Below are 11,994 nucleotides of genomic sequence, written 5' to 3' on the forward strand. Positions count from 1 at the left end.
GCAAGGGTCGCGGCAGCAGGGCGCCGGCCTACTTTTCCCGACGTGCAAGAGCTATATAGGATCGTGCGCAGTTTAATGGCGCGCATTAGAGGCTGTTTCGAGCAGTCTGCATCAGTTGCGCTTAAATAGGTATGGTGCGCTCGCTATTGTCACCCAGCTTTGCACGATGGTATGATTTGAAATGGAAGAATTTGAGAGAATAACCAATAAGTATAAGCCGGATTATATCGAGAAGCATTTTGAATCTCTCGAAGAAATACACGTATTTTCGCTTCAATTTTTTAAGGACGTTGCAGATATCTATGATGGTATAACGCGGCTGCGCAATCTGGACCGCAACCCATCGGGATTTTCAATCGATGACGCCCCAATCCTCGGATTGCTTGTAAGAGTGTCAAAACTCCTCAAGGAATGCGTGAAATCTCACAAAGCTGAAAATGCTGAGGTGATTGCGATTTTCGAACGGCCTTTGATCGAGGCAACAACGATCGCGACCTATCTCATGCGTAACGATGGTGCAGTGATGGAGGACTATCGCAAGTGCTCCTATAAAGATCGCCTAAGATTGCTAAGAAAGCTAAAGGAAGGATCGCCCTTCTCTGATACCAAAGCGGGCAAGCGTTTGCTTGCTTCCGTTCAAGACAAGTTGAATTTTGAAGGTCTTACAAAAGACGATTTTGCCGAGCAGAGGAAGAATAAATGGCGGTTGCAAGGAAAGAGCTTCCGCGACATTTTCGCGTCGGTTGAACGCGATTCCCTTTATCCGGCAACTTACGGCATGATGTCGGAGTCCATACACGGCTCCTGGAACGAGTCGATGGATTGGGGCTTAGTGCGAAATGAAGATGGCACCTTCGCAGCTTTCACAGACTATCGTCCAGCCGATATTCGATCAATCACGCCCGTTGTGAAGTTCACGATCACGCCTTTCCGTCTGTGGCTTCAACGGATCGACTGCTATGACGATAATTTGCAACGCACGATGGGCTGGATCGAACGCCTGAACATCCGGCTCTTCCAAAGCTTCGACAATCTTTATGCCGGCGAATACGACTGAAAGATACCAAGCCGGCTTAGCGCCTTCATCACCTGCGTCCGCCAAACGGCCACGTCAGCACGCCGCCCGCATAGAGCGCCCACCAGACTAGTACCGGCTGCAAGGCGAGCCTTGGGGCGTGGTACCACCAGCCGAGAACAGGTGGGGTGGGGGCGGAGAGGCTGTCGATGGCGTGCTTGATGTTGGCGGGGTAGACGCAGACGGCGTAAGCGGCGAGAGCGATGCCGGCGATGGCGCGCGTGCGGCCGGTGAGCAGGGCTGCGGCGCCTGCCAGTTCGCAGATCCCGGTGACGATAATCACCTCGTGCGGCTTGGGGACCCAGGTCGGGGTGATGGTGACGAACACGTCGGGCACGGCAAGATGAAACGCACCGGCGACCGCGTAGATCACGGCGAGCGGGATGCGTGCGCCCCAGCGCTGCGGCTTTGCCTCAGATGCCAGCATACCACTCATAGCCCCTGTCCTCCCAGAACCCGCCCTTGCCACCCCAGAGGTCGTCGAAGCGGTCGCGGATTTCGATGCGCATGAGATATTTCGCGTGCTTGTAGCCGAGATGGCGCTCGACGCGCAGCCGCAGCGGCGCTCCGTGCTCTACTTCCAGATCCTTGCCGTTCAGCGAATAGGCAAGGATCGACTGCGGATGGAACGCGTCGATGAGGTCGATGCTCTCGTAGTAGACACCGCTGCCGTCGAGGGTCTGCTCCAGTTCATCGGCACAATGCAAAACCACATAGCGGGCGCCCGGCTTCAGCCCCGCCGTCTGCAGGATCAGCCCGAGCGGCACGCCCTGCCATTTGCCGATAGCACTCCAGCCTTCGACACAGTCGTGGCGGGTGATCTGGGTGCGCGACGGCAGCTTCTTGAGGTCGGCCAGCGAGAATTCCATCGGCTGGTTGACCATGCCGTCGATCTTCAGGCGCCAGTCCACAAAGCCTGTTTCGCTCATGCGGACGTAATCCGGGCTGTTTGGCTGGGTCGAGCCGTTCGGATGGAAGCTCGGCGATATCTCGGCTTCGGTGAACTCTGGCGCCAGCGCCTGGTGCGACACCAGCAGGCGCTGGCTGCCCATGGTCAGCTTTTCCGCCATGGCCAGCACCTTCTGGACCTGCTGGTTGCCGGCGACATCGTCGCAGCCGGTAAGGCCGATGGCGCCGATGCCTGCGGCCGAACCGATCAGGAAGCGGCGACGGGAGAGGATCTTGCTCATGGCTTGGTCTCCGCGGATATCGCATAGCGGCCGGTCACCATGGAGCGCATATTGTTCCAGAGGCCAGACAGAATGACCATGATCACATGGACGACGACGAAGACTACGAGGCTCCAGGCGGCGATGAAGTGGATACCGCGGGCCGACTGGCGGCCGCCGAATATGTCGAGCAGGAAGGGATAGCCGGCATCCATCGCCGGAGACATGGTGAGCCCGGAGCCGATCATCAGCGGCAGCAGGATGAAGATCACGAGGATATAGGTCAGCTTCTGCAGCGCGTTATAGCGGCGCGCCTTCTCTCCCTTGGGAAAGCGCAGCCGGGCATGATCCTTTACCTCCTGCCAGACATTGCGCAGGGCTATGTCATGGGTGGTCGGTGCGAGGTCGCGACGGAAGTGGCCGCCGATCAGGCCGTAGAGAACGTAGAGCAGGCCGTTTATGACGAACAGCCAGGCGAAGAAGAAGTGCCAGCGCCGGCCGGTCGCCAGATCCTGGAAGCTCGGAATGGTGGCCCAGGCCGGAAAGGCCCTTGCTGTCATCTCGCCGTCCACCCGGGACGCGCCGAGCAGGCCGGTGGTGGTCAGCGTCAGGCTGCCGATGCGGGTGGTGCCGATGACCTTGTCACCGTTCTCGGTGCTGGCAATCTCGAACCATGATGGGTCCTCGACCGCTCCGTATTGTCCCCAGTGAAGCTGCGGATGGGCATTGAAGATCTGCATGCCGCTCATCAGCAGCAGCGTCAGACAGAGTACGTTGATCCAGTGGGTGACGCGGGTTACGACCGAGTGGCGCCTGATGTAGATCTTTGCCGGCGCTGGCGGCGGAGCGACCCCAATATCTTCGATGCTGGCCATGGGCAGTCCTCGTGCGATGCCGCTGACGCAGCCGGGTCATTTTGAAAGGCGACGGTGCTGTAGCGGACGAACAGAACAGCCCGACTGCATGATGCAGCCGGGCCGTATGACGATAGCGCATGAGCGCTGGATCACATAGGCGGAACGACGCCGTTGATGCCGACGACGACGCGGTCAGCCTCGACCATGTTGTCGCCTGCCGTAGTGCCGTTGATGATCACGCCGGCGCCAGCCTTAATGTCGCTCTTGGTGGCCGGGGCGATCGTGACGACAGGCGTGCCTGGTGGGATGGAGATCTTCTTCTCGCCGCCCTTGTAGGTCAGTGACAGCGTCGGACCGTTAACGGAGGTCACGGCGCTCGCAACCGTTGCATTGGTCATCGAGCTTTTCGGCTTCAGGTCCCAGCCGTAGTCGCCTTCGCCGGTGCCCTTCATGGCGGCCGGGAAGATCAGCACTTCCAGCGCGCCATTGACGCCGCTGTCGGTCGGCATGGAGGCAATCCCGACGAAGTCGCCTGGCTTGATGTCGCTGACGTCGGCCTTGACGATGCCGTTGACGGCCCAGCCGGACTTCAGCATGATCATCACATCCTTGCCTTCGCGCGACTTGACCTTCAGCGTATCGCCGCTCAGGCTTTCGACCACGCCGCGCACGCGGATCTTGTCGGCAGCCTGCGCACCCTGCAGGCCGATAGCGGAAATCATCAGTCCGGCGGCCAGCGCCAGGGCGCCCGTCTTCATCTGTTTGCTGTTCATGATTTTCTTCCTTGATTGACCGCCCAACCGGGCGGACTTCGGGCAATCGAGCACCTGCTGCCATGCCAATTTCGGGTCGCATGGCCAAAAAGCAAATTCGGACGTGCGCAATACATATACCGTATCGCTCAGGTGCGAGAGCAGCCAATCAATCTATAGTGAGACAGGAAGGCGAGTTTTACTGAAACTCCCCGCCCCCGGCCGCCGTTACCTATTTCTGTTTTTCACGGGCTGAGAGCGCCTCGGGCGAGATGGCCGAGGACATGGCAGACGAGGCGACCGACCACGATGGCGGAGATGTCGCTGATATCCGCCCGTGGCTGGAATTCGACGATGGAGAACCCGGCCAGCCGGCGACCTCGTAACGCTTCGGCGATCAGCGTGGTCATTTCCTCGAATGAAAATCCGCCCGGCGATACGGCGTTGACGCCCGGGCACGTTCCGGGATCCATTGCATCGCAGTCGATATGGATCAGCACCGCACCGTCTCTCGGAATGCCGCCGATCACGGTACCCAATCCCAGCCGTCGCGTTTCCGACACCGTCACCAGCCGCGAGCCCCAGGCTTCCGCCGCTTCAACCTCCGCCTGCCGCGCGCTGCCGACGGCGCGGATGCCGACCTGCATCATGGATGCAACGAACGGCAGTTCCGACGCCCGGCGCATCGTGCTGGAGTAACCGAGCCTTTCGTCGCCAATGTTGTCGCGCCAGTCGATATGGGCGTCGATCTGGAGAACATGCAGCGGCCCTGCTGCTCCGAGGCCGCGCATGAACGGGATGGCGACGGAATCGTCACCGCCGATCAGCACGGGAATGGCACCGGCGGCAAGGACGGCGCGCGTCGTGCGCTCGATATTTTCGCGGTTGGCGGCCGCATCCCGTGGATCGGTGACGACATCGCCGAGGTCAATGACCTCGAGCGCGCCGTCATTCAGCAAGGGGCCGCCGAAATCGAAGTCCCGGTTTTCGAGATGGACGCACGCAGCTGTAATTGCCCTGCGAACTGCCTCGGGACCTGTCTCGCCCTCTTGATTAGTGGCATCTGGATAGGGTGTGCCGTGCACGGCACCGAAGATCGCAACCGAGCCGGCGCGTGGCATGACTGCAGCCGGAATGTCGAGGAATGTCTGGCGCGCACCCTTCAATGTTTCGGTGAGATCGGTGTGCATATATTGCTCCTCGTTCGATGGTGCATCGCTCTGGACTTGCCTAGGCGCTCTTCCTCAGATGCTCGCGCATCGCTGGCAACGTGTCGATAGGGGGCAACGGACCGAAATAGTTTGAGTTCGACCCATTTCTCAATCAATGTGCCTTGAGTGTTTCCGCGGCGCAAAGCCAAGAGTGTCGTTTCCGCCCACTATGCTGTCAGCAGGAAAGGCATCGAAGTGAACAAGCCTATTGCTGCTATACCTGCATTCGAAAATGAAACGGAAGAGCGCGCGTTCTGGGAAGATAACGATTCCGCGCTTTATCTCGATTGGAGCAAAACCCAGACCGTAGTGCTTCCCAACCTGAAAAAGAGTGCAATGTCGTCTGAGCCAGATAACGGGCCGCGCACTGACTCATAAAAACTGTGGCCGCAAACGGCACGCAAGCCATCACCATGACCCTCACTTCCGCGCCGCGAGAAATCTCTCCATCGTGCCAAACGAGAATGCGGAGATCGGCAGGTCTGTTCGGCCATCGAGAGCGAGGTCTGCGAGTATTTCGCCGATGACGCTGGTGAACTTGAAGCCGTGGCCGGAACAGGGCGAGGCGACGACGATGCGCGGGTTGCCGGGCATCAGGTCGATCAGAAAATCCTCGCTCGGCAGCATGGTGTAGCGGCAGGTAATGGCGTTGACGCGCAGCCCGTTCGCAGCGGGCAGGCGCCTGGCGATGAAGGCGTCGAGGAGCGCCGTATCGGCGTCGTTCACCGGTGAATTGGGCTCGTTCGGATCGATCGGTTCGCGGAAATGCGCATGGCGACCGATCTTGACCCCGTCGACGCCGATGGCCGGAAATCCGAAATAGGAGCCGTCGTCGCCTTCGTCGCGTATGAAGGCGGGCATGCGCTGCGGCTGGGTCACGAAGCCGTCGCGCGGCTGGTACCAGGCGACCACCTGCCGGATCGGCACTGCATGCTCTTTCAACTGCGGCACGAGTTCAGAAATCCACGACCCGGTGGCGACGATCACCTTGTTTGCCCGATACTTGCCCACGGCAGACGTAACAGTCACGCCGGCGTCGTCAGGCTCGATCCCGGTGACTTTCTCGCCGAAATGCAGCACGGCACCGTCTTCGGCGGCAAGCCTTATATAGCCCGCGACAGCCGCTTCCGGGCGGATATAGCCTCCCTGAGGATCGAGCAGGGCGATCTCGCCGGCATCCAGTGAGAACACCGGAAACCGCGCCTTCATCGCCGCCCGGTCCAGCTCTTCGATGGTAAGATCGTGCAATTTGCAGGAGGCGCGCGTGCCTGTCACGATAGTGCTGTCGGGCGCGCCGATTTGCAGCACGCCGGTGATTGTCAGGACTTCGCTGCGCAGCCGCCCTTCCAGTGCCCGCCAGTTGGCATAGGCCCGCTGCAGCAGCGGCACATAGGACGGGTCCTCGAAATAGCCGAGCCGGATAAGCCGGCTGTCGCCATGGGAAGAGCCCAGCGTATGGGCCGGATAGTAGGCATCTATGCCGATGGCTTGCACGCCGCGCGCGGCAAGATGCGACAGGGCCGCGCTGCCCATGGCACCGAGACCGATGACGGCGACGTCGAATTGCGGTGTCATGGCTACATTCCCGATTTCAGTGAGGCGGCGGTGGCACGTCGCGGATCAGCGACCTGATCGCCTCGATGTCGCCGCCAAGCGGACGGTCGTCGGCATAATGCGCGACGCGGCTGCGGACAAGCCGGTAAATCGTCTCTGTGCCATCGGCGCGTGCTGCCACGTGGGACACGAAATCGTGTGCCTGTGCGGCTGCCATCAGTTCGATCGCAAAGATGTACTCGGCGTTGTCGAGCACCGCGAGCAACTTGTTGGCGGCCGCGGTCGGATGGGCGAGAAAATCCTCCTGCAACGCCGATGTCAGGCCGCCATCGGTGCTGGCGGGAGCAGCCAGTCGACGGTTTTCGTTGGCGAGCGCTGCCGCACTGTACTGGGCGATCATCAGGCCGGAATGGCTGCCTGCGTCGCTGGCGAGGAACGGCGGCAGGCCGCTCACCAGTGGATTGACCAGTCGGTCCATCCGGCGTTCGCTCATCGCAGCGATCTGCGCCAACGCAATCGCAAGGCCGTCCGCTGCCTGGCCGAGTGCCGGCGACACGGCATGGGCCTCCGAGGAGACGACGGGATGGTCCGGCGTGCCGTAGACGGCCGGATTGTCGGTGACGGAGGCCAGTTCCTGGTCGACCACGCGGGCGGAATTTTCGAAGACATCGCGGGCTGCGCCGTGGGCATGCGGGATTGCGCGCAGGCTGAGGGCATCTTGCGTGCGTTTGCCGAGCGATGCCGCAATCAGACCGCTGCCGGCGAGCCGCCGCCGTAACGATGCGCCGACTTTCTGGACGCCATCCGAAACCTTGAGGGCGAGCACGGTCTCGTCGAAGGCTGCCATCTGTCCGCCGGCTGCCTCGAGCGTCAGCGCGGCAATGGCATCCGCCCAGTCGAGAAGATTGGCTGCACGCGCCAGTGCCACGCAGGAAAGCCCGGTAGCGCAGGCCGTACCGTTGACGAGGCTGAGACCCTCCTTGGCGCCCAGCACCAGCGGCGCAAGGCCGATTGCCGCAAGCGCCTGTCCACCGGTCATCGGCTGTCCTGCAACATGGGCCGTCCCCTCGCCGATCAGCACCAGCGCCGTGTGGGCATTGTGGGTGAGGTAGCCTGCCGAGCCCCTGGAGGGGACGTCGGGAATGCAGTCCTTGTCGAGAAACGTCCGGAGGTGGTCGACGATCTCGCGGCGCACACCGGAATAGCCGTGGGAAAAATTGGCGATCTGGGCGGCGATGATCGCCCTGACTTCGCGCCGGGACAGAAGCGGTCCGACGCCGCAGGCATGGCTGAGGATGATGTTGCGTGACAGCTTGCTCTGCGATGCGAGGTCTACCACCGTATCCGACAGGGCGCCGACGCCGGTATTGATGCCGTAGGCCCGCTGGCCCGTTTCGACGATGCGGGCAACGATGCGGCTGGCATTGTCGATGCGCGCCCAGACTGCGGGGGCGAGCGACAGGCTTTCGCCGCCTGCGATGGCCGCGACGTCGCGCCAGCCGAGCTTTGCTTCGAGAGTGACGGTCATGGGATCAACTTCCGAAATTGCCGATGAACTGGCGGAAAGCCGGCGAGCCGCCGCCGCCGAACATCTCTTCCGGGCTGCCGGAACTGTCGATCAGCCCTTCGCGCATGAAGACGACGCGGTTGGAGACGTTGCGGGCAAAGCTCATCTCGTGGGTGACGACCAGCATGGTCATGCCCTCTTCTGCCAGCGCTCGCATGACGCGCAGCACCTCGCCAACCAGTTCCGGATCCAGCGCCGAGGTTGGTTCGTCGAACAGCATGACCTTCGGCTTCATCGCCAGCGCCCGGGCAATCGCCGCGCGCTGCTGCTGGCCACCGGAGAGATGGGCCGGATAGGCATGACGCTTGTCCGCGATGCCGACCTTCTCGAGCAGCGCCTCGGCGTCGGCGATGGCTTCCGCACGAGGCCGCTTCAGCACGTGGATCGGGCCTTCGATGACATTCTGCAGGATTGTCATGTGGGACCAGAGATTGAACGACTGGAACACCATGCCGAGTTCCGAGCGGATATGGTCGACCTGGCGGTTGCTCTCCGGCTTGCTCCGCCCGTTCTTGTGGATCATGCGGATCTGCTCGCCATCCACCCAGATTTCGCCGTCGTTGGCGACTTCGAGAAGGTTGATGCAGCGGAGGAATGTCGACTTGCCGGAGCCGGAAGCGCCGAGCAGGGATATGACGTCGCCGTCCTCGGCATCCAGCGAAATGCCGCGCAGCACCTCGTGGGTGCCAAAGCTCTTGCGGATATTGCGGACCGAAAGTCGGTTGACGCGGGCCATGGTCGCTCCAGTTCAGACTGCAATTATGCCTTCAAAGCCTGCGGCGCGGCGCGGCGATGGCGGGAGAGGCGATATTCGAGCAGACCGAAGGCCTGCAGGATGATGAAATTCAGGACGAGATAGATGACGGCGGCGCAGAGAAACACCTCCATCGTCCGGTAGGTGTGCGAGATCAGCCGCTGTGCGACGCCGGTTACCTCCCAGACGGTGACGAGGCTTGCGAGCGCCGTAGACTTCAACATCAGAACGATCTCGGTCGAATAGGCCGGCAGCGCATGGCGGAAGGCGATGGGTGCCAAGATGCGGCGCACCAGCAGGAAGCCGGACATGCCGATCGAGCGGGCCGCCTCGATCTCCTTCGGCGAAACGGCGCGGATGCCGCCGCGAAAGATTTCTGCCGTGTAGCCGGCCGTGCAGAGCGCCAGCGACAGCACGGCGCAGACAAAGGGCTCGCGCAGCAGCGGCCAGAGAAACGAGTAGCGGATGATCCCGAACTGGCCGAGGCCGTAAAAGATCAGGAACATCTGGATCAGCAGCGGCGAGCCGCGAAACACGAAGATATAGGCCTTGGCTAAGCCCGAAAGGATCGGATTGCCGCCGGTGCGCATCCAGACGAGCCCCAGCGCCAGCAGGCCGCCAAGGGTGATCGACGTGATGAACAGGGCCAGCGTCATCGGCAGGGCGGCGAGCAACGTGGCCATGGTCGATGACAGGAAGGCGATATCCATGGCTCAGGCCTTCCCCATCGTTGCCGACGGCATGCTGCGGTTGGCGCGACGTTCGGCGCGGTTGAAAACCTGGTCGGAAAGGCTGGTCAGGATCAGGTAGAGGCACCCGCCGGCGATGAAAAACAGGAAATAATGCCGCGTCGAGCCGGCCGCCACCTGGCTGGTGCGCATCAGTTCGGCGAGCCCGGTAACCGAGATCAGGGCCGAATCCTTGAGGCTCAGCTGCCAGACATTGCCGAGGCCGGGGATGGCAAGCCTGAGCACCTGCGGCAGGATGATCCGGCGGAAGCGCAGTCGCGTGCCCATGCCGATCGCCGAGGCGGCTTCTAGTTCGCCCTTCGAGATCGCCAAGTAGGCGCCGCGAAACACTTCAGCTTGGTAGGAGCCGGAGATGACCCCCACGGCAAGGGCGCCGGCGGCAAAGGACGGCAGGCCAAGGAAGCCGTCGTAGCCCAGTGCCTTGCCGATGGAGGTCAGGGCGCTCGAGCCGCCGAAATAGATGAGATAGATGATCAGCAGTTCAGGCACGCCGCGAAAGACGGTGGTGTAGGCATGGCCGAGCGCCCACAGAAGCCTGTTGCCGGAAAGCTTGGCTGCGGCGACGAGGGTGCCGAGAATGGCGCCGATTGCCAGCGCCGCTGCAGTGACAGCGAGCGTCAGCAGCGTTGCCACGAGAAGCAGGGCGCCCCACCCGGTCGAACCGAAGCCCAGCAGTTGCAATGTCGACATCTGTTATTCCGAAATGGCGAAAACAGCGGATGCCCCCGGCCCTATCGACCGGAGGCATCGGTTCGATAGGTTATTTCGGGCTGACGTCGGTCTTGAACCACTTCATCGACAGGGCTTTGACGGTGCCATCGTCGAGTGCCGACTTGATGGCTGCGCTGAACATGTCGCGCAGGTCTGTATCGGACTTGCGAACGCCGAGGCCTTCGCCGATACCCCAGATGGGTCCCGCAATCTGCGGGCCGGAGAAGCCGAGCGCTCCGTTGGCAGCTTCGAAGGCGGTTTCGAAATAGACGGCGTCGTCGAAGCCGAGGTCGATGCGGCCGTTCTGCAGGTCGAGGTCGCGGTCTGCGCCGGTCTTGTATTCGCGGATCGTGGCGATGTCTGCAAAGTTGTCATAGACGAACTTGGCGTAGACGGTGGCTGCCTGGATGCCGATGGTCTTGCCCTTGAAGGCTGTCTTCAGCGCTTCGATCTCCGCCACGCCGGTCTGGCCGGGCGCCATGGTGATCGTCTTGCCGGTACCGGCTGCGTTGGCCAGCGGGCTGTCTTTGGCAACGGCAAAGGCTGCCGGGGTGGCGGCATAGGGAATGGTGAAGTCGATGACCTGCTTGCGCTCGTCGGTGATCGACAGGGCATCCATGATGATGTCGAACTTGCCGGCGTTGAGCGCCGGGATCATGCCGTCCCAATCGGAGGCCACGAGCTTGCACTCGACCTTGGCCTTTTCGCAAAGCACCTTGGCAAGCTCCGGCTCGAAGCCGCCCAGCGTACCGTCGGCATTGGTCATGTTCCAGGGCGCATAGGCGCCTTCGAGCGTGATGGTGACGGTTTTCCAATCCTTGGCTTCGGCGGCAGGTCCGGCAAGGGTGGCCAGCGCCACGGCGCCCGATAGTAGCAATGCATTGATTTTCATGGTCTCTCCTCTGGGGCAAAATTGGCCGCGTCGTTGCACTGCCGGTCTGTGCCAGGTTGCTGCCTCGACATGGCCTCGGTGGAAAATGGTTTAAAGCCAATGCACCATATGAGATTTCGGAGGCGCGGCAAGCCGCCCCTTATTTAATATGCAAATTTGATTGCTGCTCAAGGATTGGGCGATCCAGTCTGCGTCTCGCATAGGCCTCGCTGCGACATAAGTCTATATTTATGAAAATGCCGGATATGCCTCAGAAACTTCAAGCATTTCTGATAGATCTATGATTCTCAAATTTCGGTGATGAACGGAGACAGCCGCCGATGGCCATTCGCCCCCTATTGATCGGTCTCACTCTCATTCTTGCTCTGGTGATGATCGTGCTCAGCATTCTGCTGGTCAATCCGACGCACACCATCCGCCAGGCCGAGCCGTTTGCGCCGCAGCAACCTGGTGCAAATCCGCAGCAGTAAGCTGGTATTGTCGGGCGGAGGACCCCACCTACGGAACTGTCTACTACGCGGTGCGTTTGTCGGGCAAGTTCACAAGGAAAAGTCCAATGCGAGTAATGATAGCCGTCGTAACGATCATGGTGGTGTCTGTTCTCAGCCTGTCGATGCTGACACCGGCGGGCGAAGAGCTGACCGGCAAGGGTTCCAAGCTGGAAGCGTCCATCAACTAGGTAATAAGCTTGCACCTGCTCTCG

15 protein-coding genes are annotated in these 11,994 nt (G+C 61.3%); 4 read left to right on the forward strand and 11 right to left on the reverse strand.

Features of this window, described 5'->3' with window-relative positions; all coding sequences use genetic code 11:
- Nucleotides 1-181 precede the first annotated feature (181 nt).
- Complete coding sequence (locus tag J5289_RS26455) at nucleotides 182-1,057, forward strand: DUF5677 domain-containing protein (protein WP_209185684.1); 876 nt, start codon at nucleotides 182-184, stop codon at nucleotides 1,055-1,057.
- A gap of 28 nt (nucleotides 1,058-1,085) precedes the next feature.
- Here the strand turns inward: J5289_RS26455 and J5289_RS26460 are convergent, their stop codons facing one another.
- The 5 genes from J5289_RS26460 to J5289_RS26480 all read right to left on the reverse strand — a co-directional run bounded on the left by J5289_RS26460 (nucleotide 1,086) and on the right by J5289_RS26480 (nucleotide 5,043).
- Nucleotides 1,086-1,511, reverse strand: coding sequence for a DoxX family protein (locus tag J5289_RS26460; protein ID WP_247749827.1), 426 nt, complete (start codon nucleotides 1,509-1,511; stop codon nucleotides 1,086-1,088).
- Nucleotides 1,489-2,265: a molybdopterin-dependent oxidoreductase gene (locus J5289_RS26465; protein ID WP_209185683.1), complete on the reverse strand. Its 777-nt coding sequence runs from the start codon at nucleotides 2,263-2,265 to the stop codon at nucleotides 1,489-1,491. Before J5289_RS26465 ends, J5289_RS26460 begins: the two co-directional genes overlap by 23 nt.
- Complete coding sequence (locus tag J5289_RS26470) at nucleotides 2,262-3,119, reverse strand: cytochrome b/b6 domain-containing protein (protein ID WP_209185682.1); 858 nt, start codon at nucleotides 3,117-3,119, stop codon at nucleotides 2,262-2,264. Before J5289_RS26470 ends, J5289_RS26465 begins: the two co-directional genes overlap by 4 nt.
- Nucleotides 3,120-3,250: 131 nt before the next feature.
- Nucleotides 3,251-3,874 carry a hypothetical protein gene (locus J5289_RS26475; RefSeq protein ID WP_209185681.1) on the reverse strand — a complete coding sequence of 208 codons (624 nt, stop codon included), beginning with the start codon at nucleotides 3,872-3,874 and terminating at the stop codon, nucleotides 3,251-3,253.
- Nucleotides 3,875-4,098: 224 nt separating this feature from the next.
- Nucleotides 4,099-5,043: an arginase family protein gene (locus J5289_RS26480; RefSeq protein ID WP_209207528.1), complete on the reverse strand. Its 945-nt coding sequence runs from the start codon at nucleotides 5,041-5,043 to the stop codon at nucleotides 4,099-4,101.
- A 216-nt stretch (nucleotides 5,044-5,259) separates the two neighbouring features.
- Here J5289_RS26480 and J5289_RS26485 point away from each other — a divergent pair, with 216 nt between their 5' ends.
- Complete coding sequence (locus tag J5289_RS26485; protein WP_142824899.1) at nucleotides 5,260-5,442, forward strand: CopG family antitoxin; 183 nt, start codon at nucleotides 5,260-5,262, stop codon at nucleotides 5,440-5,442.
- A 42-nt stretch (nucleotides 5,443-5,484) separates the two neighbouring features.
- Here J5289_RS26485 and solA read toward each other — a convergent pair whose 3' ends face one another.
- The 6 genes from solA to J5289_RS26515 form a co-directional block, all read right to left on the reverse strand.
- On the reverse strand, nucleotides 5,485-6,639 hold the full coding sequence (gene solA, locus J5289_RS26490) for an N-methyl-L-tryptophan oxidase (RefSeq protein WP_209207529.1): 1,155 nt from the start codon (nucleotides 6,637-6,639) through the stop codon (nucleotides 5,485-5,487).
- A gap of 16 nt (nucleotides 6,640-6,655) precedes the next feature.
- Nucleotides 6,656-8,146 (reverse strand): histidine ammonia-lyase, encoded by a 1,491-nt coding sequence (gene hutH / locus J5289_RS26495; protein WP_209185679.1) that lies wholly within the window; start codon nucleotides 8,144-8,146, stop codon nucleotides 6,656-6,658.
- Between the two features lie 4 nt (nucleotides 8,147-8,150).
- Nucleotides 8,151-8,921, reverse strand: coding sequence for an ABC transporter ATP-binding protein (locus J5289_RS26500; protein WP_142824902.1), 771 nt, complete (start codon nucleotides 8,919-8,921; stop codon nucleotides 8,151-8,153).
- Nucleotides 8,922-8,944: 23 nt separating this feature from the next.
- The gene (locus J5289_RS26505; protein WP_209207530.1) at nucleotides 8,945-9,649 is read right to left on the reverse strand and encodes an ABC transporter permease; all 705 of its coding nucleotides are present in this window, start codon (nucleotides 9,647-9,649) and stop codon (nucleotides 8,945-8,947) included.
- A gap of 3 nt (nucleotides 9,650-9,652) precedes the next feature.
- Nucleotides 9,653-10,378, reverse strand: coding sequence for an ABC transporter permease (locus J5289_RS26510; protein WP_111221121.1), 726 nt, complete (start codon nucleotides 10,376-10,378; stop codon nucleotides 9,653-9,655).
- Between the two features lie 70 nt (nucleotides 10,379-10,448).
- A complete protein-coding gene (locus J5289_RS26515) occupies nucleotides 10,449-11,291 on the reverse strand; it encodes a transporter substrate-binding domain-containing protein (RefSeq protein WP_209185677.1) in 843 nt (280 codons plus the stop codon).
- A 320-nt stretch (nucleotides 11,292-11,611) separates the two neighbouring features.
- Between J5289_RS26515 and J5289_RS26520 the strand changes: the two genes are divergently transcribed.
- Entirely contained in the window at nucleotides 11,612-11,761 is a 150-nt protein-coding gene (locus J5289_RS26520) for a hypothetical protein (RefSeq protein ID WP_162854770.1), read from the forward strand.
- A gap of 86 nt (nucleotides 11,762-11,847) precedes the next feature.
- The gene (locus J5289_RS29580; protein WP_257623516.1) at nucleotides 11,848-11,970 is read left to right on the forward strand and encodes a hypothetical protein; all 123 of its coding nucleotides are present in this window, start codon (nucleotides 11,848-11,850) and stop codon (nucleotides 11,968-11,970) included.
- Nucleotides 11,971-11,994 lie beyond the last annotated feature (24 nt).

The organism is Rhizobium sp. B230/85, assembly GCF_019355735.1.
GTDB lineage: Bacteria > Pseudomonadota > Alphaproteobacteria > Rhizobiales > Rhizobiaceae > Rhizobium > Rhizobium rhododendri.

Bases quoted from the DNA above. Each gene is read 5' to 3' on its own strand.
- J5289_RS26455 (WP_209185684.1), top strand. From the start codon at position 182: ATGGAAGAATTTGAGAGAATAACCAATAAGTATAAGCCGGATTATATC.
- J5289_RS26460 (WP_247749827.1), bottom strand. From the start codon at position 1,511: ATGAGTGGTATGCTGGCATCTGAGGCAAAGCCGCAGCGCTGGGGCGCA.
- J5289_RS26465 (WP_209185683.1), bottom strand. From the start codon at position 2,265: ATGAGCAAGATCCTCTCCCGTCGCCGCTTCCTGATCGGTTCGGCCGCA.
- J5289_RS26470 (WP_209185682.1), bottom strand. From the start codon at position 3,119: ATGGCCAGCATCGAAGATATTGGGGTCGCTCCGCCGCCAGCGCCGGCA.
- J5289_RS26475 (WP_209185681.1), bottom strand. From the start codon at position 3,874: ATGAACAGCAAACAGATGAAGACGGGCGCCCTGGCGCTGGCCGCCGGA.
- J5289_RS26480 (WP_209207528.1), bottom strand. From the start codon at position 5,043: ATGCACACCGATCTCACCGAAACATTGAAGGGTGCGCGCCAGACATTC.
- solA (WP_209207529.1), bottom strand. From the start codon at position 6,639: ATGACACCGCAATTCGACGTCGCCGTCATCGGTCTCGGTGCCATGGGC.
- hutH (WP_209185679.1), bottom strand. From the start codon at position 8,146: ATGACCGTCACTCTCGAAGCAAAGCTCGGCTGGCGCGACGTCGCGGCC.
- J5289_RS26500 (WP_142824902.1), bottom strand. From the start codon at position 8,921: ATGGCCCGCGTCAACCGACTTTCGGTCCGCAATATCCGCAAGAGCTTT.
- J5289_RS26505 (WP_209207530.1), bottom strand. From the start codon at position 9,649: ATGGATATCGCCTTCCTGTCATCGACCATGGCCACGTTGCTCGCCGCC.
- J5289_RS26510 (WP_111221121.1), bottom strand. From the start codon at position 10,378: ATGTCGACATTGCAACTGCTGGGCTTCGGTTCGACCGGGTGGGGCGCC.
- J5289_RS26515 (WP_209185677.1), bottom strand. From the start codon at position 11,291: ATGAAAATCAATGCATTGCTACTATCGGGCGCCGTGGCGCTGGCCACC.
- J5289_RS26520 (WP_162854770.1), top strand. From the start codon at position 11,612: ATGGCCATTCGCCCCCTATTGATCGGTCTCACTCTCATTCTTGCTCTG.
- J5289_RS29580 (WP_257623516.1), top strand. From the start codon at position 11,848: ATGCGAGTAATGATAGCCGTCGTAACGATCATGGTGGTGTCTGTTCTC.